The sequence below is a fragment of the Cognatilysobacter tabacisoli genome (genome assembly GCF_003586305.1).
Taxonomy (GTDB): Bacteria; Pseudomonadota; Gammaproteobacteria; order Xanthomonadales; family Xanthomonadaceae; genus Cognatilysobacter_A; species Cognatilysobacter_A tabacisoli.
Genome location: NZ_KZ987400.1, coordinates 175896 through 200081 on the forward strand (window position 1 = coordinate 175896; position 24186 = coordinate 200081).

19 protein-coding genes are annotated in these 24186 nt (G+C 73.1%); 9 read left to right on the plus strand and 10 right to left on the minus strand.

The genetic code is table 11. The annotated features are described in order from the left end of the window. Nucleotides 1-222 precede the first annotated feature (222 nt). Nucleotides 223-762: a pseudouridine synthase gene (locus D3A60_RS00775; RefSeq protein ID WP_119716820.1), complete on the plus strand. Its 540-nt coding sequence runs from the start codon at nt 223-225 to the stop codon at nt 760-762. A gap of 88 nt (nt 763-850) precedes the next feature. Here the strand turns inward: D3A60_RS00775 and D3A60_RS00780 are convergent, their stop codons facing one another. The 4 genes from D3A60_RS00780 to D3A60_RS00795 form a co-directional block, all read right to left on the minus strand. After that, entirely contained in the window at nt 851-2038 is a 1188-nt protein-coding gene (locus D3A60_RS00780; protein WP_119716821.1) for an ABC transporter permease, read from the minus strand. Next, nucleotides 2035-2781 carry an ABC transporter ATP-binding protein gene (locus D3A60_RS00785; RefSeq protein WP_119716822.1) on the minus strand — a complete coding sequence of 249 codons (747 nt, stop codon included), beginning with the start codon at nt 2779-2781 and terminating at the stop codon, nt 2035-2037. Before D3A60_RS00785 ends, D3A60_RS00780 begins: the two co-directional genes overlap by 4 nt. Before the next feature lie 25 nt (nt 2782-2806). After that, nucleotides 2807-4351, minus strand: a complete 1545-nt coding sequence (locus tag D3A60_RS00790) for an alpha/beta hydrolase (protein ID WP_119716823.1) — start codon at nt 4349-4351, stop codon at nt 2807-2809. A gap of 113 nt (nt 4352-4464) precedes the next feature. After that, nucleotides 4465-5229, minus strand: a complete 765-nt coding sequence (locus D3A60_RS00795; protein WP_119716824.1) for a ferredoxin--NADP reductase — start codon at nt 5227-5229, stop codon at nt 4465-4467. Between the two features lie 150 nt (nt 5230-5379). On the opposite strand from D3A60_RS00795, the gene D3A60_RS00800 reads away from it, so the two are divergent. The 3 genes from D3A60_RS00800 to D3A60_RS00810 all read left to right on the plus strand — a co-directional run bounded on the left by D3A60_RS00800 (nt 5380) and on the right by D3A60_RS00810 (nt 10606). After that, nucleotides 5380-6381: an ABC transporter ATP-binding protein gene (locus tag D3A60_RS00800; protein ID WP_119716825.1), complete on the plus strand. Its 1002-nt coding sequence runs from the start codon at nt 5380-5382 to the stop codon at nt 6379-6381. Nucleotides 6382-6431: 50 nt separating this feature from the next. After that, nucleotides 6432-7214: an ABC transporter permease gene (locus D3A60_RS00805; RefSeq protein WP_407062752.1), complete on the plus strand. Its 783-nt coding sequence runs from the start codon at nt 6432-6434 to the stop codon at nt 7212-7214. 281 nt (nt 7215-7495) lie between these two features. Continuing rightward, nucleotides 7496-10606, plus strand: a complete 3111-nt coding sequence (locus tag D3A60_RS00810; protein ID WP_231120347.1) for a TonB-dependent receptor domain-containing protein — start codon at nt 7496-7498, stop codon at nt 10604-10606. A 78-nt stretch (nt 10607-10684) separates the two neighbouring features. Here the strand turns inward: D3A60_RS00810 and D3A60_RS00815 are convergent, their stop codons facing one another. Next, complete coding sequence (locus D3A60_RS00815; protein WP_119716827.1) at nt 10685-12757, minus strand: winged helix-turn-helix domain-containing protein; 2073 nt, start codon at nt 12755-12757, stop codon at nt 10685-10687. Nucleotides 12758-12944: 187 nt separating this feature from the next. Here D3A60_RS00815 and D3A60_RS00820 point away from each other — a divergent pair, with 187 nt between their 5' ends. Next, nucleotides 12945-13286 carry a hypothetical protein gene (locus D3A60_RS00820; RefSeq protein WP_119716828.1) on the plus strand — a complete coding sequence of 114 codons (342 nt, stop codon included), beginning with the start codon at nt 12945-12947 and terminating at the stop codon, nt 13284-13286. A gap of 172 nt (nt 13287-13458) precedes the next feature. Next, nucleotides 13459-13806 (plus strand): hypothetical protein, encoded by a 348-nt coding sequence (locus D3A60_RS00825; RefSeq protein WP_119716829.1) that lies wholly within the window; start codon nt 13459-13461, stop codon nt 13804-13806. Between the two features lie 30 nt (nt 13807-13836). Here D3A60_RS00825 and D3A60_RS00830 read toward each other — a convergent pair whose 3' ends face one another. From D3A60_RS00830 to D3A60_RS14750, 4 genes are all read right to left on the minus strand, one after another. Then, nucleotides 13837-16911 carry an efflux RND transporter permease subunit gene (locus D3A60_RS00830; protein WP_119716830.1) on the minus strand — a complete coding sequence of 1025 codons (3075 nt, stop codon included), beginning with the start codon at nt 16909-16911 and terminating at the stop codon, nt 13837-13839. Beyond that, complete coding sequence (locus D3A60_RS00835; protein WP_231120348.1) at nt 16908-18074, minus strand: efflux RND transporter periplasmic adaptor subunit; 1167 nt, start codon at nt 18072-18074, stop codon at nt 16908-16910. Before D3A60_RS00835 ends, D3A60_RS00830 begins: the two co-directional genes overlap by 4 nt. 65 nt (nt 18075-18139) lie before the next feature. Further along, the gene (locus D3A60_RS00840) at nt 18140-18949 is read right to left on the minus strand and encodes a TatD family hydrolase (RefSeq protein ID WP_119716831.1); all 810 of its coding nucleotides are present in this window, start codon (nt 18947-18949) and stop codon (nt 18140-18142) included. After that, complete coding sequence (locus D3A60_RS14750; protein WP_269203654.1) at nt 18940-19068, minus strand: hypothetical protein; 129 nt, start codon at nt 19066-19068, stop codon at nt 18940-18942. The genes D3A60_RS00840 and D3A60_RS14750 overlap by 10 nt, the downstream gene beginning before the upstream one ends. 70 nt (nt 19069-19138) lie before the next feature. Here D3A60_RS14750 and hrpB point away from each other — a divergent pair, with 70 nt between their 5' ends. Next, entirely contained in the window at nt 19139-21673 is a 2535-nt protein-coding gene (hrpB, locus tag D3A60_RS00845; protein WP_119716832.1) for an ATP-dependent helicase HrpB, read from the plus strand. A gap of 145 nt (nt 21674-21818) precedes the next feature. Then, complete coding sequence (locus D3A60_RS00850; RefSeq protein WP_119716833.1) at nt 21819-22847, plus strand: hypothetical protein; 1029 nt, start codon at nt 21819-21821, stop codon at nt 22845-22847. A gap of 66 nt (nt 22848-22913) precedes the next feature. On the opposite strand, the gene D3A60_RS00855 is transcribed toward D3A60_RS00850, so the two are convergent. After that, nucleotides 22914-23579, minus strand: coding sequence for a Fe2+-dependent dioxygenase (locus D3A60_RS00855; RefSeq protein WP_119716834.1), 666 nt, complete (start codon nt 23577-23579; stop codon nt 22914-22916). 133 nt (nt 23580-23712) lie between these two features. Between D3A60_RS00855 and D3A60_RS00860 the strand changes: the two genes are divergently transcribed. Then, entirely contained in the window at nt 23713-24096 is a 384-nt protein-coding gene (locus D3A60_RS00860) for a hypothetical protein (RefSeq protein WP_231120349.1), read from the plus strand. Nucleotides 24097-24186 lie beyond the last annotated feature (90 nt).

Below are 24186 nucleotides of genomic sequence, written 5' to 3' on the forward strand. Positions count from 1 at the left end.
GCCTGCGACCTCGTGCTGCAGCGCGTTCTCGATGGAAGTGGCGCGCTTGCAGGCACGCGAAGTCATTCTCCAGCAATGCCGTTGCCTTCGCGCAGAAGCCAACGGCTTTCGTGCGCTTCGCGCCCGAGTCACGTCTCGTTGCGGGTCCAAAGGTGACCCGCGCGCGCAGCGCGTGGAAGCCCTTGCTTCAAACTCGAGCAACCCAAGGCGACAGCCACCCCCATGCTCATCGCCCTCAACAAACCCTACGGCGTCCTGTGCCAGTTCACCGACCGCAGCGATCCGCCGCGGCCGACGCTGGCCGGCCTCGGCCTGCCGCCGGACGTGTACGCGGCCGGGCGGCTCGACCACGACAGCGAGGGGCTGCTGCTGCTGACCGACGACGGCGCGCTCGCGCACCGGCTGACCGACCCGCGCCACAAGCAGCCCAAGACCTACTGGGTGCAGGTCGAAGGCGAACCGGCGGACGCGCAGCTCGACGCGCTGCGCCGCGGCGTCGTGCTCAACGACGGGCCGACGCGGCCGGCCACGGTCGAGCGCATCGACGCGCCGGCGCTGTGGCCGCGCGATCCGCCGGTGCGGTTCCGCAAGACCGTGCCGGACGCGTGGCTGGCGATCACGATCGGCGAAGGGCGCAACCGCCAGGTGCGGCGGATGACGGCCGCCGTCGGGCTGCCGACGCTGCGGCTGGTGCGGGTGGCGATCGGCGAGCACGCGCTCGGCGACCTCGCGCCGGGCCAGTGGCGGGTGCTGCAGCGGTAGCCGCGCGGCCACGGCAGAGGGGGCCGAACCGTCCGAGAAAAAGCCCGGCCGAAGCCGGGCTTTTGCGTTGCGGCATCCGCGCTGGCGGTCAGCCGGAGATCGCCAGCTTTTCCTGACCGTAGCGGTGCACCGCGGCGAACCACAGCACCGCGGCCAGGCCGAAGCCTGCGACGAGGTAGACGATCCACATCTGCGCGGTGATCGGCTCTGCGCGGATCACCTTCAGCAGCATCTGGTTCTGCGCGAGGAACGGCACCGCGAACTGCCACAGCTGCGTCTTCAGCGGATTGATCGCCAGCACCAGCGTCGGGATCATCGGCATCAGCATCAGCCAAGTCATGTGGCTCTGCGCTTCCTTGGTGCTCTTGGCGCCGGCGGCCAGGTAGGTCAGCAGTGCGGTGCCGACGAACAGCATCGGGACCAGGATCAGCAGGATCGTCGCGATCGCCGGGAAGCTCACGTCGAGCGAGCGCGCACTCGCGCCGCCGAGCTGCGCGCTGACCTTGAACGCGAGCATCGTCAGCACCAGCGACGCCAGCCCGAGCGCGCACGCCGCGGCGATCTTGCCGCTGACGATCGCGCCGCGCCGCGCCGGCGTGGCCAGCAGCGGCTCGAGCGACTGCCGCTCGCGCTCGCCGGCGGTGGCGTCGAGGATCAACGCCGCGCCGCCGATGAACGACGAGAAGATCAGCAGGTACGGCAGGATGAAGGCCAGGACCTGGCCGCGCTTGGCCTCCGGCGTGGCCAGGTCGCGCGCGGCGACGTTGACCGGCTCGACCACCGTCGGCGCGATGCCGCGGGCGAGCAGGCGCAGCGCGCCGACCTGGCGGCCGTAGGCGTCGAGCGCCGCGCGCAGGCGCGCGCTCGGGATCTCGGCGTCGCGGCGGGTGCTGTCCTGCACGATCTCGATCAGCGCGGGCCGGCCGGCGCGCCAGTCGTCGGCGAAGTCGGCGCCGACCTGCAGCGCGACGTCGACGTCCTGGCGGACGATGGCCGCGTCGAGGTCGGCCGGCGGCGCGACCGCCTTGATCCCGCGCGTGGCCAGGAACGCGACCAGGTTCGGCGCGCGCTCGGCGCCGAGCACCGGCACCTCGAGCACGGTGTCGAGCTGGGTCTTGGCGCGCTTCTCGGCCAGCGAGCCCATGCCGAGCATCAGCACCGGGTACAGCAGCGGGCCGAGCAGCAGCGCCAGCGCCAGCGTGCGCCGGTCGCGGCCGATGTCGCGCAGCTCCTTGCGCATGACCGCCCAGGTGGCGGCGAAGGTGGACGTCTTCATGCGTGCAGGCCCTCGTCGCTGCCGATCGCCTTGACGAAGGCGTCTTCCAGGTTGGCTTCGCCGGTCTGCGCGCGCAGTTCGTCGGCGGTGCCCGACGCGACCACGCGGCCCTTGGCGACGATGACGATGCGGTCACACAGCGCGGCGACCTCCTGCATGATGTGGCTGGAGAAGATCACGCAGCGTCCTTCGTCGCGCAGCTGGCGCAGGAACCCGCGCATCGCGCGCGTGGTCATCACGTCCAGGCCGTTGGTGGGTTCGTCGAGGATCACGTTGCGCGGGTCGTGGACCAGCGCGCGCGCGATCGCGGTCTTGGTGCGCTGGCCCTGGCTGAAGCCCTCGGTCTGGCGGTCGAGGATGTCGTCCATGTCGAGCGCGGTCGACAGCGCCCGCGTGCGCAGCGCGATCGTCGCCTTCGACAGGCCGTGCAGCTCGCCGAAGTACGCGATGTTCTCGCGCGCGGTCAGGCGCTTGTAGACGCCGCGCGCGTCGGGCAGCACGCCCAGTGCGCGGCGCACCGCCTCGGGGTCGCGCGCCGCGTCGACGCCGTCGACGACGACCTGGCCCTGGTCGGGCTGCATCAGCGTGTACAGCATCCGCAGCGTGGTGGTCTTGCCGGCGCCGTTCGGGCCGAGCAGCCCGGTGATCTCGCCGTCGCGCGCCTCGAAACTGACGCCGTCGACGGCGTTGACCACGCCGGTCTTGGTCTTGAACTGCTTGTGCAGCTGGTGAGCGGTAATCATCGGGTCGATCCTTGTCGGGGGCGCCTCACGGCTCCCAACCGTTGAAGCCGGTGAACGGGGGCACGTAGCCGACGCTGTCCAGGCACGCGGTGTCGAGCGCCTTGGCGTCGGTGGTGTCGATGAAGCGCGCCAGCAGCTTGGGCATGCAGCCGACGCCGAACGTGCCGTGGCCCTGGCCCTGCAGCACCACGTGCCGGCCGTTGGCGAGGGTCGCGACGACCTGCTCGCCGTAGCGCGGCGGCGTCACCGGATCGAACTCGCCCGACAGCAGCAGCGTCGGCAGGTCCGACTTGAACGGCGCGTGGAAGTCGGCCGGCCGCTTGCCGTGCGGCCATGCCTTGCACTGCTCGATCAGCACGTCGGCCAGGGTGTTACCGAGCACGGTGTCGTCGTCGGCCGGGTCCTTGACCAGCAGGTCGGCGTCCTCGGCGCAGATCACCGACAGCTGCATGCCGTGCATGATCTGCTCGCTGACCTGGCCCTGGATCATCTGCGCCAGCGCCATCAGCGGCGCGTAGCGGCCCTGGTCGGCCTCGTTGAGCACCAGCGGCAGCAGCGCGGCGGCCTGCGGCGCGTACGCGAACATGCGGGTCAGGCCGGCGACGGTGTCGGACGTCAGCGTCTCGGTGCGCGGCGCGCCGGTGCCGGGGTCGCGGTACTCGACCTCGACCGGCGCCTGCTCGAGCCGCGCCATCAGCGCGCGCAGGCTTGCGCGCGGGTCGCTGCCGAACTTCGATGCGCACGCCGGCAGCTTCTGGCAGCGGGCGAACTGCAGTGCCAGCGACGCGTCGAGGTTCTTGGCGTGGTCGTTGCCGAGCGCGAGTTCGTTCGGCACCACGCCGTCGAGCACCACGCTGCGCGTGTGCTGCGGGTAGCGCGCCGCGTACTGCTGGGCGACGCGGGTGCCGTACGAGCCGCCGACGAGGTTGATCTTCTCGGCGCCGAGCGCCGCGCGCACGCGGTCGAGGTCGGCGATCGCGTCGCTGGTCGAATAGAAGCGCGTGTCGGCCTTCAGCGACGCGGCGCAGCGGCGCGCGAACTCGATCGCGGCCGACGCGTCGGGGGTGGCCTCGGGGTCCATGACCGCGCTGTTGCCCTGGGCGTCGCGGCAGACCAGCGGATTCGACTTGCCGGTGCCGCGCTGGTCGACCAGGACCACGTGGCGGTGCTTGCGCACCTCGGCGAACGCGGCGTCGAGGATCGGCCACACCTCGGTGGCGGCCTGGCCGGGTCCGCCGGCGAGGAAGAACACCGGGTCCTCTGCGGTGGCGCTTTCGTCGGTCGCCGCCAGCCACGCGATGTTGAGCTCGATCGTCCGGCCGCCCGGCGCGGCCGGATTCTCCGGCACGGCGAAGCGCGCGCACTGGGCCGGAATGCTCGCGGTGCTGAAGTCGTTCGCGAGCGTGCACGGCTTGAACGCGATGTCGCCGTACGCGCGGGTCGCGCCCGCGGCGGCGGCCGCGTCGGGCGCTGCGGTGCGGTCGCAGCCGGCCAGCAGCAGCGCGGCCGCCAGTGGCGCCAGCGCCCAGCGCGCGGCCGGGCGTCGGCGGGTGGATCGAGTGGTGCGCATGTGTCCCTGTCCGTGTGTGGCCATCCAGCCGTCAGGATGTCAGACGGAGGCGACACGCGGAATGTGACCGACGACCTGTGCGGCCGGCGGCGGGGACGCGTTGCGGGCGCCGGCTACTTGCTGCTCACGTACTTCTCGCGCCGGACCTGCGGCACCGGCAGGCCGAACGCCTTCAGCGCCTCGAAGCACGCGTCGACCATGTTCGGGTTGCCGCACAGGTAGGCGATGTCGCCGGCCGCGTTCGGGCCGAACTCGGCAAGGAAGTTCTGCACGTAGCCGTGGCGCACGTCGGCGTGCGCGTGCGGCGAGCCGGCGGCCGGCAGCTCGCGCGAGAAGCACGGCACGAAGCGGAAGTTCGGGTGGGCGTCGGCGAAGGCGCGGAACTCGTCGCCGTACAGCAGCTCGTCGGGCGTGCGCGCGCCGAACAGCAGCACCACCTCGACGTTGCGCTGCGCGATCAGCTTCGCCAGCTCCGGCAGCATCGCGCGGTACGGGGTGACGCCGGTGCCGGTGCCGATCAGCAGGTAGCGCGCGTTGGTGTCGCCCGGCATCAGGCAGAAGCGCCCGAACGGGCCGCTGGCCTCGAGCGTGCCGCCGATCTGCAGCCCTTCGAACAGCGCGGTCGCCGCGCCGCCGGGCACGTAGCTGACCGCGATCTCGACCGCCTCGCCCGGGCCCATCGCGTGGTCGTGCTGGGTCGCCAGCGAGTAGCTGCGCTTGGTCGCGCTGCCGTCGGCGTAGGTGAAGTGGACCTGGATGAACTGCCCCGGGATGTAGTCCAGCGGCTGGCCGTCGTCGCGCACGAACACGTAGTGGCCGACCGACGGGGCGATCATGCGGCGCGAGGCGAGCTTGAGCGGGAAGTGCTGGATGGCCATGCGGGGGTTCGGTCTCGATCGCGCCTTCGGGCGCGGTGGGGCGCGGCGCACGGGTCGGCCGCGGCTGCAACGCTGTGTGGCGGAGGGGCCGCCAAACCGGCGCCTATACTACCGGGGTTCGCCGCGCGCCTCGCGGCACGAGCCCGTCCGATGAATGACACCCGCCCGGTCGCCGGCGCCGCGCCGGCCCTCAGCGTGCGCGACCTGCGCAAGACCTACGACAGCCGCGGATCCGGCGGCGGCGTCGAAGCGCTCAAGGGCGTGTCGCTGGACGTGGCCGAGGGCGACTTCTTCGCCCTGCTCGGCCCCAACGGCGCCGGCAAGAGCACGTTGATCGGCATCGTCAGCTCGCTGGTCAACCCGACGTCGGGGCAGGTGTCGGTGTTCGGCACCGACCTGCAGCGCGACCGCTCCGGCGCGATGCGCCTGGTCGGGCTGGTGCCGCAGGAACTCAACTTCAACATGTTCGAGAAGCCGCTCGACATCCTGTGCAACTACGCCGGCTTCTACGGCGTGCCGCGCGCGGTCGCGCGCCAGCGCGCCGAGGAGGAGCTGCGCCGCGCGCAGCTGTGGGACAAGGCCGAGAAGATGTCGCGCACGCTGTCGGGCGGCATGAAGCGGAGGCTGATGATCGCCCGCGCGATGATGACCCGCCCGCGCCTGCTGATCCTCGACGAGCCCACCGCCGGCGTCGACATCGAGATCCGCCGCGGCATGTGGAAGACGCTGAAGGAGATCAACGCCGCCGGCACCACGATCATCCTGACCACGCACTACCTCGAGGAAGCCGAGAGCCTGTGCCGCAACGTGGCGATCATCGACCGCGGCCGGATCGTCGAGGCCGGGCCGATGAAGACGCTGCTGGCCAAGCTCGACGTCGAGGGCTTCGTGCTCGACATCGACGGCACCCTGCCGGCCGCGCTGCCGGCGATCGAGGGCACCGTGCTGGTGGCCGCCGACGACCACACCCTCGACATCGAGATGCCGCGCGCGATGGACCTCAACCGCGTGTTCGCCGCGCTCGGCGCAGCCGGCATCCGGGTGCGCTCGATGCGCACCAAGAGCAACCGGCTGGAAGAACTGTTCGTACGCCTGACCGGCGAGAACGCCCAGGACAGCACCGTGCAGCCGCTGCCGGAGCAGGTCGCATGAGCACGCCGATGCAGCCGTCCCGGCCCGCGGTCACGCCGGCCAATGTCGACATGCCCGCCACCGCCGCGCGCCGCAACTGGGTCGCGCTCGGCACGATCGTGCGCCGCGAGATCAACCGCATCCTGCGCATCTGGGGCCAGACCCTGGTGCCGCCGGCGATCACGATGACGCTGTACTTCCTGATCTTCGGGGGGCTGATCGGATCGCGCGTCGGCGAGATGGACGGCATCCGCTACATGGACTTCATCGTCCCCGGGCTGGTGATGATGAGCGTGATCCAGAACAGCTACGGCAACATCAGCTCGTCGTTCTTCGGCGCCAAGTTCGGCCGCCACGTCGAGGAGCTGCTGGTCAGCCCGATGCCGAACTGGGTGATCCTGGCCGGCTACGTCGCCGGCGCGGTCGCGCGCGGCCTGGCAGTCGGCGCGATCGTGCTGGCGATCGCCCTGCTGTTCACCGACGTGCGCGTGCCGCACCCGTTCGTGACCCTGACCACGGTGCTGCTGGGCGCGACGATCTTCTCGCTGGCCGGCTTCGTCAACGCCGTCTACGCGAAGAAGTTCGACGACATCGCGATCGTCCCGACCTTCATCCTGACCCCGCTGACGTACCTGGGCGGCGTGTTCTATTCGGTCAAGCTGCTGCCCGACTGGGCCGAGGCCGCGACCCACCTGAACCCGATCTTCTACATGGTCAACGCGTTCCGCTACGGCCTGCTCGGCGTGTCCGACGTGCCGCTGTGGGTCGCCTATGCGCTGATGCTCGGCTTCGTCGCCGCGCTGGCGGCGCTGGGCCTGTGGCTGCTGCGCAAGGGCGTCGGCCTGCGCAGCTGAGCGACGGCGGCCAGCCCGGCCGCCGCCCCCTGTCGGTCCGCTGCTGATACGCGCTGGGCGCCCCGCCGTCGCGGACGGACTCGACCCCGGTCACGGTTCCGGGAAATTCCCGCGGCCGGCGCATCCCGCCGCGGCGATGCGCCGTAACGGCAAGGCTGACCCTCCAGTGTCCCAGGCGACTGTGACACCCGCTCGGGCGGTCAGCGGGGTCCATTCCGCGGGGCGGCTGTCTGGCCACCGTGCGGGTCTTGCCTGAACAGCCAACCGTTGGGGAAAACACCATGGGTATCCGTCCCGCCATGCCGGTGCGCAAGGTCCGCGCGCCGTTGGCCGTCGCCGTCGCGATGGCGCTGTCGTTCCAGATCCAGGCGCAGGAAGCCGCCACCACCCCGGCGACGCCGGCGACCGAGGCCGCCGCCGACGACGAGGTCAGCGAACTCGAGGCGATCGTCGTCACCGGCTCGCGCATCCGCCGCGCCGGCTTCGACACGCTCGAGCCGGCCACGGTCGTGTCGAAGGAGTACATCGACGCCCGAGGCCTGACCAACGTCGCCGACGCGCTCAACGAGATCCCGGGCTTCGGCGCCGGCGTGACCCCGGAGGGCGGCCAGTCGTCGTTCGGCGTCGGCGTGAACTTCGTCAACCGCTTCGGCCTCGGCAGCAACCGCACGCTGACCCTGGTCAACGGCCGCCGCTTCGTGTCGAGCAACGCCTCGACGATCTTCGGCCCGGCCGCGCCCGGCCTGCAGGTCGACCTCAACGTCATCCCGACCCAGATGGTCGAGCGCGTCGAGAACCTCGCGATCGGCGGCGCGCCGACGTACGGCTCCGACGCGATCGCCGGCACCGTCAACCTGATCCTGCGCCGCAACTACGAGGGCGCCGAGTTCGGCACCACGTACGGCATCACCGAGCAGGGCGACAACCAGCGCATGAACGCCTACGCGCTGATCGGCGCGAACTTCGGCGAGGACGACCGCGGCAACGTCACGTTCTCGATGTCGTACGACAACTCCGACGGCGTGCTGCAGAGCAAGCGCGACTACTTCGCCGACGCGTTCTTCAACACCACCAACCCGAACGCCTCGCTGCTGGCCACCACCCAGCCGGGCCGCACGCCCGGCAACGACGGTCGCTTCGACCCGAGCGTGCCGTTCAACACCAGCAACACCGACGGCATCCCCAACGCGGTGCTGATCCGCAACCGCCGGATCTTCTCGACCCCGCCGGGCGGCCTGATCTACCCGACCACGGGCCCGTTCCGCGCCGGCACCGGCAACCTGCTGCTCAACGGCTACGGCCCGACGTTCCAGCCGTACGCGTTCGACGGCAACGGCAACCTCGTGCCGTACAACCAGGGCAATGCGTTCAGCGCGGTCGACGCCAGCGGCGGCGACGGCCTCGACCTGGTCGAGCAGGGCCAGATCATCTCCGACCTCGAGCGCATGACCGTGTTCACCACGGCGCGCTGGCGCTTCAACGACTACGTCGAGGCCTTCTTCGAGGGCAGCTTCTACACCGCCGAAAGCACCGAGCTGACCGACCAGTCGATCTACAACTCGCCGCTGTTCGCCGCCGCCAGCGGCGCGATCCGCTTCCCGAGCACGTACGCGCTGCTGACGCCGCAGGCGCAGGCGACCCTGGCCGGCTTCGGCCAGACCGGCTTCTTCCTGTCGCGCGCCTCGCGCGACCTGGTAGAGAACAACGCCAGCGGCACCACCGACGTCGGCCGCGCGGTGGTCGGGCTCGAGGGCAGCTTCGACGCGGCCAACCGCACGTTCTTCTGGGAGGCGTCGGCCAACTACGGCCGCAGCGACGCGCGCTTCTTCGGCACCTCGCTGATCCAGCAGAACTTCATCAACGCGCTGAACGTCACCCGCGACGCGGCCGGCAACGTCGTGTGCACCACGACGCCGGTGGCCGGGCTGGTGATCCCCGGCGGCGGCGCGCCGGTCGCCGACCCGAACTGCGTGCCGCTGGACCTGTTCGGCGAAGGCCGACCGAGCGCCGCGGCGCGCAACTACGTCACCGAGCTGACCCAGTCGCAGGCGCTGCAGGAGCAGGAGGTGTTCAACGTCAACATCGCCAGCACCTTGGTCGACCTGTGGAGCGGGCCGCTGCAGTACGCGCTCGGCTACGAGTACCGCAAGGAGAGCGGCCTGTTCGACCCGGGCCCGTTCCTCGCCGCCGGCCTCGGCCGCGCGGTGCCGATCACGCCGACCCGCGGCAGCTTCGACACCAACGAGTGGTTCGGCGAGTTCGTGCTGCCTCTGGTCAACCCCGACAGCGACATCCCGCTGCTCGACAAGGTCGACGTGATCGGCAAGTACCGCCAGGTCGACAACAGCATCAACGGCAAGTTCGACACCTACACCTACGGTCTGCAGTACAAGCCGTACGGCGACCTCGAGTTCCGCGGCAACTTCACCCGCTCGCTGCGCTCGCCGTCGATCACCGAGCTGTTCACGCCGACCGCGAGCATCTTCACCTTCGTCAACGACCCGTGCGACACGCGCCTCGTCGCCGGCGGCGCCAGGCCGGCCACGCGCGCGGCGAACTGCGCCGCGTTCTACCAGTTCTACGGGCTCAACCCGGCGTCGTTCACGTCGAACGCGGTCAGCGCGACCGTGCAGGGCGTGACCGGCGGCAACACCGGGTTGGATAACGAGGCGGCCGACTCGCTGACGTACGGCTTCACCTGGTCGCCGTCGTTCCTCGAGGGCCTGGTGGTGGCGGCCGACTACTACAAGATCGAGATCGACGGCGTCATCGCCAACCTCGGCCAGGCCGACATCGCCACCGGCTGCTTCGACAACGACAACTTCAACGCCGCCGACGTGCCGAACGCCAACCAGTTCTGCAGCCGCATCACCCGCGACGCGAACGGGCAGGTGACGAGCATCCGCACCGGCTTCGTCAACGGCGAGTTCCTGAACTACGAGGGCTATTCGGCCGAAGTCCGCTACCAGCTGCGCACGGACGGGTACGGCGACTTCAACTTCGCGTGGATCGGCAACTTCCCGAAGAGCCTGGAAGGGTCGAACAACGGCGTGGTCAGCGACGAGGGCGTCGGCGAGATCGGCAACTCCGAGCGCCAGTACCAGTTCAACACCGCCTGGCAGCGCGAGAACCTCGGGCTGACGTTCTCGGCCAACTACCTCAGCGGCGCGGTGTTCGACCTGCTGAACACGGTCGAGAGCCGCGACATCCTGTCGGTCGACAGCTACTGGTCGTTCAACGCCGGCGCGTCCTACCGGTTCGGCGAGAAGGCGATGCTGCGCTTCGCGGTGACCAACCTGACCGACGAGGAGCCGCCGTTCCCGGCGATCGGCGTCGGCACGTACGACCTGCTCGGCCGCCGCTACGCGGTGTCGTTCGAATACAAGTACTGATCGGATCCACCGCGGTTCGCGACACGGACGCCCCGGCCACCGCCGGGGCGTTCGCGTTTGCGGGGCCGGCGCGCGCGGTCACTCGCAGCGCGCGCCGTCGCCCTGCGGGCGGCACTGCGGCGGGAAGCCGTGGCGGCGCCAGTACGCGAGGATGCCGCTGTCGCGCAGGTAGCGCTGGAACGCGGGGTCGCGGCGCAGGAACGCGTAGTCGCGCGTCCACAGCAGCAAGTCCCAGCTCGAGTAGCCGCGCCGGCGCACCTCGTCGAGCGTCGCGATCAGCTGCGCGGCGCGCGACGGCGCGTCCGGGCGCAGCACGTCGAAGAAGTTCGGGCGGTCGGCGACGCGGTCGAAGCGCGCGAACGCGTCGATCGCCTGCGGCCACAGCGCCGGGTCGGCGAACGCGCGCGACGCGGCGGCGTAGCCCGGCGCCAGCCGCGCGGCGTACGGATCGGGGTGGTCGGGCGCGCCGATCTCGCGCTCGGCGATGCGCAGCGCGGCGGCGTAGTCGCGCCGCCACACGGCGTTGAACCAGCGCGCGTAGGCGCCGTCGATCGCGGTGCGGTCCAGGTGCGCGCGCGCCTCGTCGTGGCGCCCTAGCGTGTCGAGCAGGCGGCCGAGCTGGAAGTGGCCGACCGGGTTGATCGGGTCGCGGCGCAGCGTCTCGCGCGCGATCGCCTCGGCCCGATCGAGGTAGCCCAGCCGCGCCAGCGCCGACGTGTACAGGTAGACCAGCCCCGGCTCGCTCGGCGCCAGCGCGCGCGCACGCTCGAGCAGGGTCACGCAGCGCTCCCAGCGGTTGGCGATGCAGTCGGCCGAGCCGAGCACCGCGTACGGCTCCGGCAGCCGCGGGTCCAGGCGCAGTGCGATCGCCGCCTCGCGCGCGGCGTCCTGCCGCAGCACCGGCGCCACCGACGGGCGGCGCTGCGCGCGGATCTCCAGCGCGAGCGCGAGCGCGGCGTGCACGCGCGCGTCGTCGGGACGCTCGCGCAGCAGCGCGCGCAGCTCGCTCTCGGCGGTCTCCGACGACGATTCGACCGTGAGGTCGCGGCGGCCGATCAGCGCGCGCGCGGCGAGGTAGCGGCGCAGGAAGTCCGCATCGCCGCTGCGCGCGGGCGCGGCGGCCAGCCCGAGCTTCAGCGCCAACGACGCCGCGACGGCCTCGGCGATCTCGCGCTGCAGCAGCAGCACCTCGGCGGCGTCGCGATCGAAGTCGCGCGCCCACAGCGCGCGGCCGGTGTCGGCCTCGACCAGCCGCAGGCGCACGCGCAGCCGCTGGTCGGCCTGCTGGAGGCTGCCTTCGAGCGCATGGCTGACGCCGAGGCGGGCGACCAGATTGGCGCGGTCGCCGGCCGCGAGGCTGGACGATTCGCGCGCGATCACGCGCAGCCCGTCGATGCGTGCAAGGTTCCCGATCAGCTCCTCGCTGAGTCCCTCGGCGAGCACGCGCGCGCCGGCATCGTCGCCGATCGCCTTCAGCGGCATCACCACCAGCGTCGGCTCGGCGGTCGCAAGGGACGCGGCCGCGGGCGCGCGCGCGGCGGGCCGTTCGTTCGGCCACCAGCGTGCGGCGACGACGGCGACGGCCACCGCCACGGTGAGTGGCACCAGCAGCCACGCGGCGCGATGCGTCCGCGGCGGCGGCGCGCGGTCGGCGGCGCGACGGTGGAACGGCGCGGCGCCGGAATCGCCCGAGGCGGCGTCTGCATCGTCGGCTGCCGGGCCGGCCGACGTCGGCGAACCGGTGCCGGACGAACCGGTGCCAGACGGGCCGGCATCGACGCCCGGCGCGTCGACGCCGACAGCCGTCGCGGCCGCATCGCCCGCAGGCGCGCCCTGCGGCAGGTCGAAGCGGTAACCGACCCCGTGCACCGTGTGCAGGTAGCGCGGCGCGTGCGCGTCCTCGCCGAGCGCGTGGCGCAGCAGGGTCATCACCCGGTTCAGCACGCCGGGGGTGACGTGGCGGTGGCCCCAGACCGCGTCGAGGATCGCGTCGCGCGGCACCGCGACCCCCGGCGAGCGCGCGAGCAGCGCCAGCACGCCGAACGCTTTCGGCTCCAGCGGCTGCTCGACGTCGTCACGCAGCAGCCGGCGGCCCGCGAAATCGATCACGACGTTGTCGAACGACAGCCGGCTGGGCTCGGGCGCGGCCATGCACTCACCTCGATGCCGGACTCGCCGGAGCAAACGCGGTGCCCGCCGGCGGGCGGCCCCAAGCTTTCCCCAAGCTTCCGCAGCGAACCCTCAGCGCGGCCTGCGAAGCCCCTCAAGACCTCGGGCGCGGCGCGGCGCACGGTGGCGGCACCGGACCGCTGCGTCCGCCACCCCGCCGGAGAACGCCATGCGCACCCTCGCCCCCCTCGCCGTCGTGCTGCTCGCCGCCGCCTCGCCCGCCGCCGCGCAGGAGCCCGGCACCACCCTGCCCGCGGTCGAAGCCCGCGCCATGCACTACCTCGTCGACTGCGACGACCGCGCGCTGCCGAGCCAGCGCGAGATCGGCGAATGGACCGGCCAGCACAACTTCGGCCAGGTCTACGCCGCGCGCCAGCGGCTGATGGTCACCGTCTCGCGGGCCTGCCAGCGCAGCGGCATCGAGCAGGTCGGCCTAGTGCTCGAGCGCCGCCCGCCCGCCGCCGGCGCGCCGATGCAGGCGCTCGCCCGGATCGAACGCGCCCTGCGCTGAGCCACGCGCACCGCGACGCGCACCACGCGTGCCCCGTGCCGGATGTCCTCGTGACCGGCGGCACCGCGTCGAAAGTCACGCCGACCGACGGCGCATGCGCCCGCGGGCGCGACGGCCGCCTACTCGTCGCACGCCGCGAACGGTTCGCGGCCCCATCGCCGGAGCCTCCCCCATGAAGCCGATGCTGATCGCCCTGTCCCTGCTGTCCGCGCTGGCGCCGCTGTCCGCAGCCGCCGCCGCGCCCGAGCCGACGCGCTCGACCGTCGTCAGCTGCGCCCACCCGAACTGGCCGACCGCCGGCGAGCTGCGCACCGCGCTGCACGGCCCGACGGTGATCGTCGGCACGCGCAGCTACCCCGCGCGCGACGCCGCGCCGGCCGGCGCTCAGGCGGTGGCCAGCGCCGAGGACGCGCAGCGCCACATCCGCCGCGCCGGCCGCGACGAGTGCTGGAGCGGCGCCACCCACGTGCGCATCGACGTCTACGCCGCGCCGGCCGCGCGCCGCGACGCCGCCGGCTGATCGCGCGGCGGCCCCGGCCCGCGCGGCGCGTCAGCGCGCGTGTGCGGGCCGGCGCGACCACTTCGCGGCGAACCAGTCGCCGAGGTCGTGCAGCACGGTGTACGCGGCCGGGATCACGATCAGGCTCAGCGCGGTCGAGGTGATCAGCCCGCCGATCACGGCCCACGCCATCGGCGCGCGGAAGCTGCTGTCGCCGGAGAAGCCCAGCGCCAGCGGCAGCATGCCGGCGCCCATCGCGATCGTGGTCATGATCACCGGCCGCGCGCGCTTGTGGCACGCGTCCACCAGTGCGTCGTGCTGGCTCATGCCGTGCTGGTCCTCGGCCATGACCGCGTAGTCGACCAGCAGGATCGAGTTCTTGGTCGCGATGCCGATCAGCATCAGCAGGCCGATCAGCGCCGGCAGCGACAGCATGTTCTGGGTGATCAGCAGCGCGCCGAACGCGCCGCCGGCGCACAGCGGGATCGCGGTCAGGATCGTCAGCGGCTGCATCGGGTGCTTGAACAGCAGCAGCAGCACCATGTAGATGCACGCGATGCCGGCCGCCATCGCCAGCAGGAAGCCGGTGAACAGCTCGACGAAGATCTCCGCGTCGCCGGTGTTGATGAACGACACGCCGGCGGGCACGCCGGTCACCGACGGCAGCTTCTCGACTTCGGCCATCACCTCGCCGAGCGGGCGGCCGTTGAGCTCGGCGGTCAGGGTCACGTTGCGCTGGCGCTTGTAGCGGCTGATCACCGACGGCCCGCTGCCTTCGCGCACGTCGGCGACCGCGGTCAGCGGCACCGGCCCGGCCTTGCCCGGCACGCGCAGCCCGGCGACGGTCGCCGGGTCGCGCAGCGCGTCGCGGTCGAGGCCGACGCGGATCGGGATCTGCCGGTCCGGCAGGTTGAGCTTGGCCATGCGCTGGGTGTAGTCGCCGGCGGTGGCGATGCGCGCGGCCTCGGCGATGGTCGCCGTCGACACCCCCAGGTCCGCGGCGCGCGCGGCGTCGGGCAGGATCTGCAGCTCCGGCCGCAGCAGCGACGCCGACGACGACACGCTGCCGAGGCCCGGCAGCCGGCGCAGGTCGCGCTCGACCGCGCTGGCGGCGGCGTTGAGCGTGGCCGGGTCGTCGCCGGCCAGCACCAGCTGCAGCTGCTCGCCCGGTTCGCTGCTGATGAAGCTGGTGCGCACGCCGGGCAGGTCGGCCAGCGCCGCGCGCGCGGCCTGCTCGAGCTCGCGCTGGCTGCGCGACCGGTCGTCGGCCGCCCCCCAGTCGAGCGTCAGCACCGCCTTGCGCGCGTCGCCGGAGCCGGTCTTGCTCGGGTCGCCGAGGTCCGGGACGCTGCCGATCTGGGTGAACACCTGCTCGAGCTCGGGGATCGCCTCGAGCTGCGCGCGCGCGCGCTCGGCCACGCGTGCGGTCTGCTCGATCGCCGCGCCCGGCGGGAGCTCGAGCGACAGCATGCTGCGGCCCTGGTCGGTGACCGGGATGAACGTCGTCGGGATGAACGGGATCAGCGCGAGCGAGGCGAAGAACAGCGCGGTCGCGAGCCCGAGCGTGCGCCAGCGGTGGCGCAGCGCGGCGTCGACCCAGCGCAGGTAGCGGGTCATCAGCGCGCTGTCCTTCGGCGTCTCGCCGTGCGGCTTCAGCAGGTACGCGGCCATCATCGGCGTCAGCAGGCGCGCGACCAGCAGCGAGAAGAGCACCGCGGTCGCCGCGGTCCAGCCGAACTCGCGGAAGAACTTGCCGGCGATGCCGGGCATGAACGCCACCGGCACGAACACCGCGGCCAGCGTCACCGACGTCGCGATCACCGCGGTGCCGATCTCGTCGGCCGCGTCGCGCGCCGCGTCGATCGGCTCCTTGCCCATGCCGAGGTGGCGGACGATGTTCTCGATCTCGACGATCGCATCGTCGACGAGGATGCCGACGACGACGCTCAGCGCCAGCAGCGTGATCATGTTCAGCGAGAAGCCGAGCCAGTGGATCACCGCGAACGTCGGGATGATCGACAGCGGCAGCGCGATCGCCGACACCCACGTCGCGCGCCAGTCGCGCAGGAACCACCACACCACCACCAGCGCCAACAGCGCGCCCTCGACCAGCATCAGCATCGACGAGTCGTACGAGCGCTCGGTCTCCTCCGACATGTCGGTGACCAGCCGGAACTCGGTGCCCGGGTGCGCGGCGCGCAGCGTGTCGAGCGCGTCCTTGACCGCATCGCGCACCTTCAGCTCGTCGGCGCCGCGGGTGCGCGCCAGCGAGAACCCGACCACCGGCGTGCCGTCGAGCAGCGCCAGCTGGCTCGGGTCGGCGGCGCCGTCGGTGACGGTCGCCAGCGCCGACAGCCGCACGCTCTGGCCGTTCGGCAGCGCGATGCTGAAGTCGCGCAGCGACGGCGCGTCGGTCACGGTGGCGATCGTGCGGATCGTCTGCTGGCCGCCCTGCAGCTCGGCCTTGCCGCCCGGCCGCTCGACCTGGGTCTGCGCCAGCTGCTGGTTGACCTCGCCGGCGGTGACGCCGTGCGCCTGCAGCGCCTGCGGGTCGAGGTCGACGCGCACCTGGCGGTCGACGCCGCCGATGCGATTGACCGCGGCGACGCCGTCGACGCCATACAGCGCGCGGGTCACGTGGCGGTCGACGAACCACGACAGCTCGTCGTCGCGCAGGCCCGGCGCGCTGACCGCGTAGGTCAGCAGCGAGCCGCCGATCTCGACCTTCGAAATGATCGGCTCCTGGATGTCCTGCGGCAGGTCCATCCGGATCCGGGTGACCGCGTCCTTCGTGTCGTTGAGCGCGACCATCAGGTCGCTGTCGAGGTGGAACTCGATCGCGGTGGTGCTGGCGCCCTCGACCACGGTCGAGGTCACGCGCTTTACGTTGTCGAGCGTGGCGACAGAGTCCTCGACCCGGCGCGTGACCTCGGTCTCCAGCTGCGACGGCGACGCGCCCGGCTGGGTGATCGTCACCGTCGTCATCGGGAACGCGACGTCCGGGAAGCGCGCGACCGGCAGCTCGCGGAAGCCCCACAGGCCGGCGACGCACAGCACGAAGAACAGCATCACCGCGGGCACCGGGTTGCGGATGCCCCACGTCGACAGCGAGCCGCCGCCGCTCATCGCGCGGGCGCCGCGTCGGCGGCCGGGCGCGCCGGCGTCGCCGCGGTGGCCTCGACCACGCGGACCGCGTCGCCGTCGGCGAGGAAGCCGGCCCCGTCGACGACGACGCGCGCGCCGGCCGGCAGCCCGCTGGCGACCACGACCTGGTCGCCGTCGCGGCTGCCGGCGACGATCCGCCGCTGCTTGACCGTGTTGTTCGCCTCCACCGTGAACACGGTCGCGAAGCCGTCGCGCAGCACCACCGCCGCGGCCGGCAGCACCGTGGCGGGGCCGCGGCCGGTGCTGATCCGGCCTTCGAGGTAGGTGCCCGGCTGCAGTGCGCCCGGCTGCGGCAAGTCGGCGTAGACGGTGCCGGTCCGCGTGGCGCTGTCGACGCCCGGCGTCACCGCGCGCACGCGGCCGTCGACGGTGGTGCCGTCGCGCGCGGTCAGCGCGATCACGTCGCCGGGCGACACCGCGGCCAGCTGCTCGGCCGCCAGTTCGGCCCGCCACTCGAGCCGGCCGTCCTTGATCAGCCGCAGCAGCTCGCTGCCGGCGGCGACGACCTGGCCCGGCTGCACCAGCCGGCGGCTGATGATGCCGTCGGCCGGCGCGCGCAGCTCGGCGAAGCTGCGGCGCAGCGCGACCGCATCGCGCGACGCGCGCGCGGTGCCGACGCGGGCGTCGGCCTGGGTGCGCGCGGCGCGCAGCTCGTCGACCTGCGACGCGCTGACGAACTGGCCCTGCGCCAGGCGCTCGGCGCGCGCGAGGTTGCTGCGCGCCAGCGCCGCGCTGGCCTCGGCCTCGCGCAGCGCGGCGTTGGCCTGGGCGAGGTCGGCGTCGAGCAGGCGGTGGTCGAGGGTCAGCAGCACCTGGCCGCGGCGCACGGTCTCGCCGACGTCGACGTCGAGCGAGGTCACGCGCTGGCCGGACAGCTCGACGCCGAGCTGCATCTCCTCGACCGCGGCGACCGGGCCGGACACCGTGATCGTGCGCGCGACCTCGCGGGTCTGCGCGCGCACGGTGGTCACCGCCATCGCCGACACGGCCGCCGCGGCATCGCCGTCGGCGGCGGGTTCGTCGCCGCCGCAGGCGGCAAGCAGCGCGCAAGCGAGCACGAGCGCAAGGAATCGGACGGGGGCGTGCGCACGGGGCGCGTCGGAGGCAAGGATCGTCGCGGCCACGCGGCGCTCCGCTGGATGGGGGCCGCTAGTGTACTTGCCGGTTCAGTATTGGCTTAACGCCGGTTTCACCGGGCCGGCAGCCCGAAGAACGTCCGCGCCGCGGCGGTGCTGTGGGCAGCGGTCGTGGCGACGTCCTCGCCGCGGTCGCGGGCGAGCTCCTCGACGATGTGCGCCAGGTACATCGGCTCGTTGCGGCGGTGGCTCGGCGCCGGCCTGACCGTGCGCGGCAGCAGGTACGGCGCGTCGGTCTCGATCATCAGCCGGTTGGCCGGGATATGGCGGACCAGCTCGCGCAGGTGCTGGCCGCGGCGCTCGTCGCACAGCCAGCCGGTGATGCCGATGTACCAGTCGCGGTCCAGGCACGCGAACAGTTCTTCGCGCGTGCCGGTGAAGCAGTGCACGACCGCCGGGCCGAGCCGGCCGTCGAAGTTGGCCATCATCGCGACGAAGTCGTCGTGCGCGTCGCGCTGGTGCAGGAACAGCGGCTTGCGCACGCCGTTGACGGCAAGTTCCGAGGCGAGCTGCAGCTGCTGCTCGAACGCGCGCCGCTGCGCCGGGCGCGGCGAGAAGTCGCGGAAGTAGTCGAGCCCGCACTCGCCGACGGCGACGACTTCCGGATGGGCGTGCAGCGCGCGCAGTTCGGCGTCGCACTCGGCGGTGTACTCGGCCGCGTGGTGCGGATGCACGCCGGCGGTCGCGAACAACACCCCCGGGTGCGCGCGGGCCAGCGCCAGCGCCTGCGGGTTGTGCGCGCGGCTGGCGCCGGTGATCACCATCTGCACGACGCCGGCGTCGCGCGCGCGCGCCAGCACCGCGTCGCGGTCGGCGTCGAACGATTCGTGGGTGAGGTTGGCGCCGATGTCGATCAGCTGCACGGGCCGGCTCCAGCAAGGTCGAGGATGGCCGGCGTTCGCAGCGCGCTGCGGCGCGTTCCAGCCGCGTCGCGCGTCGGGGTGCTCGCGGCGCGATTGGCGCCAATGTCGATCAGTTCCATCGGTGCATTTTAGCCGGCGCGTGCCGCGCCACCGCGGCGGCGCGCGCGCGGCAGCCCGTATCCTTGCGCGGTGAATCGCCCCGCCTTCCCGATCGACGCGCTGCTGCCGGACGTCCGCGCCTCGCTGGCCGCGCACCCGCGGCTGGTGCTGGAGGCGCCGCCCGGCGCCGGCAAGACCACCCAGGTGCCGCCGGCGCTGCTCGATGCGCCGTGGCTGGCCGGCCGGCGGATCGTGATGCTCGAGCCGCGCCGCGTCGCCGCGCGCGCGGCGGCGACGTTCATGGCGCGCCAGCGCGGTGAGGACGTCGGCGACACCGTCGGCTACCGGATCCGCTTCGAGAGCCGCGTGTCGGCGCGCACGCGGATCGAGGTCGTCACCGAAGGCATCCTGACCCGGATGCTGCAGGACGATCCGCTGCTGGAAGGCGTCGGCGCGCTGCTGTTCGACGAGTTCCACGAGCGCCACCTCGCCGCCGATCTCGGCCTGGCGCTGGCGCTGGACGTGCAGGCCGGACTGCGCGAGGACCTGCGCATCGTGGTGATGTCGGCCACGCTCGACGGCGCGCGGCTGGCGCAGTTCCTCGACGCGCCGCGGCTGTCGAGCGCCGGCCGCAGCTTCCCGGTCGCGGTCTCGCACTTCCCGGCGCGCCGCGACGAGGCGCTCGAGCACCAGGCGCGGCGCGCGATCGAGCACGCCGTCGCCGCGCACCCCGGCGACGTGCTGGTGTTCCTGCCCGGACAGCGCGAGATCGCGCGCGTCGACGCGGCGCTCGCGACCAGCGATGCGCTGCGCGGCGTCGAGGTGCTGGCGCTGCACGGCGAGCTGCCGGTCGAACAGCAGTCGCGCGTGCTGCAGCCCAGCGACGACGGCCGGCGGCGCGTGGTGCTGGCCACCAACGTGGCCGAGTCGAGCGTGACCCTGCCCGGCGTGCGCGTGGTCGTCGACAGCGGTCTGGCGCGCGAACCGCGCTTCGACCCGAACTCCGGCTTCGCCCGGCTCGACGTGGTCGCGATCGCGCAGGCGTCGGCCGACCAGCGCGCCGGCCGCGCCGGCCGCGTGGCCGACGGCTGGGCGTACCGGCTGTGGCCCGAGTCGCAGCGGCTCGAGCCGCAGCGGCGGCCGGAGATCGCGCAGGTCGAGCTGTCGGCGCTGGCGCTCGAGCTCGCGGCGTGGGGCAGCGACGCGCTGCGCTTCGTCGACCCGCCGCCGGCCGGCGCGATGGCCGCCGCGCGCGACCTGCTGCAGCGGCTCGGCGCGCTCGACAGCGGGCCGGGCGGCGAGCGCACGATCACGCCGTTCGGCCGCCGCGTGCTCGCGCTCGGCACCCATCCGCGGCTGGCGGCGATGCTGCTCGCGCCGAGCGCACCGGAAGAGCGCGCGCTCGCCTGCGACCTCGCCGCGCTGCTCGAAGCGCGCGATCCGCTGCTGGCGCGAGGCGGCAGCGGCCGCAGCGATGCGTTGGCCGCACGCTGGCAGGCGCTCGCCGCGTTCCGCGCGGGCCGGGTCGGACCGGATGCGTCGCGCAGCGCGCTCGCCGCGATCGACCAGGCCGCGAAGCAGTGGCGCCGGCGGCTGCGCGTCGACGCGGCACCGCCGTCCGCCGCGCCGCCGCACGCGCTCGGCGACCTGCTGCTGCACGCGTTTCCGGATCGCATCGCGCGCCAGCACCGCAGCGACCCACGCCGCTACGCGCTGGCCAACGGCCGGATGGCCAAGCTGTTCGACGACAGCGCAGTGTTCGGCGAGTCGTGGCTGGTCGCGACCGAGCTGCGCTTCGACACGCGCGGCGACGCGCTGCTGCTGCGCGCCGCGCCGCTCGACGAGGCGCGGCTGCGCCGCGAGTTCCCGGCGCGCTTCGTCGAGGAAGACGCGGTGCGCTGGGACGAGGCGCGCCGCGCACTGGTCGCCGAGCGCGTGCAGCGCTTCGACGCGATCGTCCTCGACGCACGCCCGGCCGGCCGCGTCGACCCGGCGCACGCGGCGCGCGCGCTGACCGACGCGGTGCGCACGTTGGGCCTCGACGCGCTGCCGTGGAGCGAGTCGGCGCGGCAGTGGCGCGCGCGCGTGGTCGCGCTGCACGCGTGGCTGCCCGAGCTCGGCCTGCCCGACCTGCGCGACGACGCGCTGCTGGCCACGCTCGACGACTGGCTGCGCCCGGCGTTCGCCGGGAAGACCCGGCTCGACGCGCTCGACGAGCACGAACTCGCCGAGGCGCTGCGCAATCGCGTCGACTGGGCCGCGCGCCAGCGCATCGACGCGCTCGCGCCGACGCGCATCACGGTGCCGTCCGGAATGGAGCGGCGGATCGAATACGGACTCGAGCACGACGGCACGCCGACCGCGCCGGTGCTCGCGGTCAAGCTGCAGGAGCTGTTCGGCCTGGCCGACACGCCGCGCATCGCCGACGGCCGCGTGCCGCTGACGCTGCACCTGCTGTCGCCCGGCGGCAAGCCGCTGCAGATCACCCGCGACCTCAAGGGCTTCTGGGACCGCACGTACCCGGAAGTGAAGAAGGAAATGAAGGGCCGCTACCCGAAGCACCCGTGGCCCGACGATCCGTGGAGCGCGACCGCGACGCACCGCGCGAAGCCGCGCGGTACCTGACCTGGCGTTTGATGGCGATGTCCGGATGCAATGGATCCGACACGGGGCCGCGCACCGGCTTTCGTCCGCATAGCCCGTATCGTCGCGACCCGTGTGGCGCGGGCCCGTCGCCTACACTGCGCGCTGATCCGCCCACCGATCCCGCATGTCGCCGCTGACCGATCCGTCGTTCCTGCCGTTCAAGCTCGACCCGGTCGGCCGCCGCGTGCTGTGGCTGCGCCTGGACGCGGCGCGGCGGCGCGAGGCGGCGTTCCTCGACGAACGCGCGATCGGCGCCGACGACGCCGGCGGCTGGCTGCCGCTGGAGGCGCTCGACGCGTTCGCGGCCGGGGACGCGCCCAGCGCCGACGGCGTGTTCCACATCGGCCACTGCGGTTCGACCCTGCTGAGCCGGCTGCTGGAGGCGTGGCCCGGCGTGCAGGCGCTGCGCGAGCCGCTGCCGCTGCGCACGGTGGCCGAGGCCTGGCCGACGCGCCACGGTGCGCTGGCGCGGCTGTCGGCGGACGAACTCGACGGCGCGCTGCAGGCGCTGTGGCGCGCGTGGTCGCGACCGCTGCCGCCGGCGACGCGGACCGTCATCAAGGCCACCAGCAGCTGCAACGCGCTGGCCGCGCCGCTCCTCGACGCGCAGCCGGGGATGCGGGCGGTGCTGCTCGACGTCGCCCTGCGGCCGTACCTCGCCGCGCTGCTGAAGTCGCCGGCAGCCACGCTGGACGCCGCCGTGGCTGCGCCCGAACGGCTGGCGTCGCTGATGGACGCCGGCGTCGGCGACGGCCTGCGGCTGCACGCGCTGTCGCTGCCCCAGCAGTGCGCGATGGGCTGGGTTGCCGAGCGGCTGCGCTTCGCGCGGCTGGCCACCGGCGCGCTGGGCGACCGCATGCTGCGCGTGGATTTCGATGCGCTGCTGGACTCGCCGCGCGACGTGCTCGCGCGCGTCGCCTCGCACCTGTCGCTGCCCGTCGACGGCGTCGACGCCGCGGTCGCGGCGCCGGCGTGGGGCCGCTATGCCAAGGCGCAGGACCACGGCTACGGGCGCGACGACCGCGCCCACGACCTCGCGCTGTCGCTGCAGCGGCACGCGCCGCAGGTCGAGGAAGGCGAACGCTGGGTGGCGGAGTTCCTCGCGCGCCACCCCGACGTGGCCGCGGCGGTGCTGGACGGCGACGCCGGCTGAGGCCCGCGGCGAGCAGTCGCTCGGCGACGAACGACACTCCGCCGCGCGGCCGTCAGCGGTGCGCGCTCAGGTGTCGGCCCACATCCGGAACAGGTTGGTGCGCAGCGACTCGAGCAGCACCTGCAGGCGCTCGTCGTTGAGGTTGGTGCGCGCGCGCGCCTCGGCCAGCTGCACGAGCAGTTCGCGCTGCTGCGCGTCGGCGATCCAGCTCTGCAGCCAGGTGATCGCCGCGATGCGCACGCCGCGCGTGACCGGGGCGACGCGGTGGATCGTCGTCGACGGGTACAGCAGCGCGCTGCCGGGTTCGAGCTTGTACGCCAGCTCCTGCTCACCGAGCTGCATCGTCAGTTCGCCGCCGTCGTAGTCGCCCGGCGGGTTGAGGAAGATCGTGCACGACAGGTCGCTGCGCATCGGCGGCGTCGACGGGAACAGCGCCTCGTCGACGTGCCAGCCGTAGGTCATGCCCGGCTCGTAGCGCACGACCGTCGTGCGCGCCATGTTGCGCGGCTGCGCGTAGGTGCGCAGGTCGGGGTGGCGCACCAGCGCGTCGCGCGCGATCTGGGCGATGCGCTGGTTGGCCGGGTCCTCCTGCGGCGCCTGCAGGTTCTGCTTGATCCGCGAGTCGGGGTTGGTCGCGCGGCCGTCGGCGAACCCGACCTGCGGCAGCAGCTCGCGCACGGCCTGCAGGTCGGCGGCGTTGAGCACGTTGGGCAGCAGGCGGATCATCGTCATTCCCGGCAGGCGCGGCCGCGACGCGGCCGCTGCCGCATGATCGGCATTCAGCTGCGGGCGGGCAACCGCTCACGCTGCTTCAACGGCGCCGCACCGACACTGCGGGCCTTCCGACCCCACCCGTGGACCCGACATGAGCAAGCTGACCGATCTTCCCGAGCGAGCGCTGGAACTGGCGTCCAGCATGGGCGACAACCTGCGCCACGTGGTGCCGAGCGCCGGCAAGTGGCTCGAGACCGGCGCCAAGCTCGGAGCGCTGCGCGGCGGCGTGCGCGTGGCGACCGCGGTGGCACGCCGCAACCCGGTGATGGTCGCCGCCGCCGCCGCCGGCGCCGGCCTGCTGTGGTACGCGGCGCACCGCCGCGCCAAGCGCGCCGAAGCCGGCGAGAACGCCGACGGCAGCATCAACGGCAGCGCGCGCCGCGTCGATGCCCGCGCCGGCAACGGCCGCACCGCGCCGCGCAAGACCACCGCCCGCAAGCGGACCTCGCGCACGACCCGCGCGACCGCCGAGTAACTGCGCACCGCAGGCGGCCATCAGGACGCCGCGCCCCGCGATCACGCGATCGCCGGGACGCGGCGTTTTTCGTCCGGAGGAGTCGGTCGC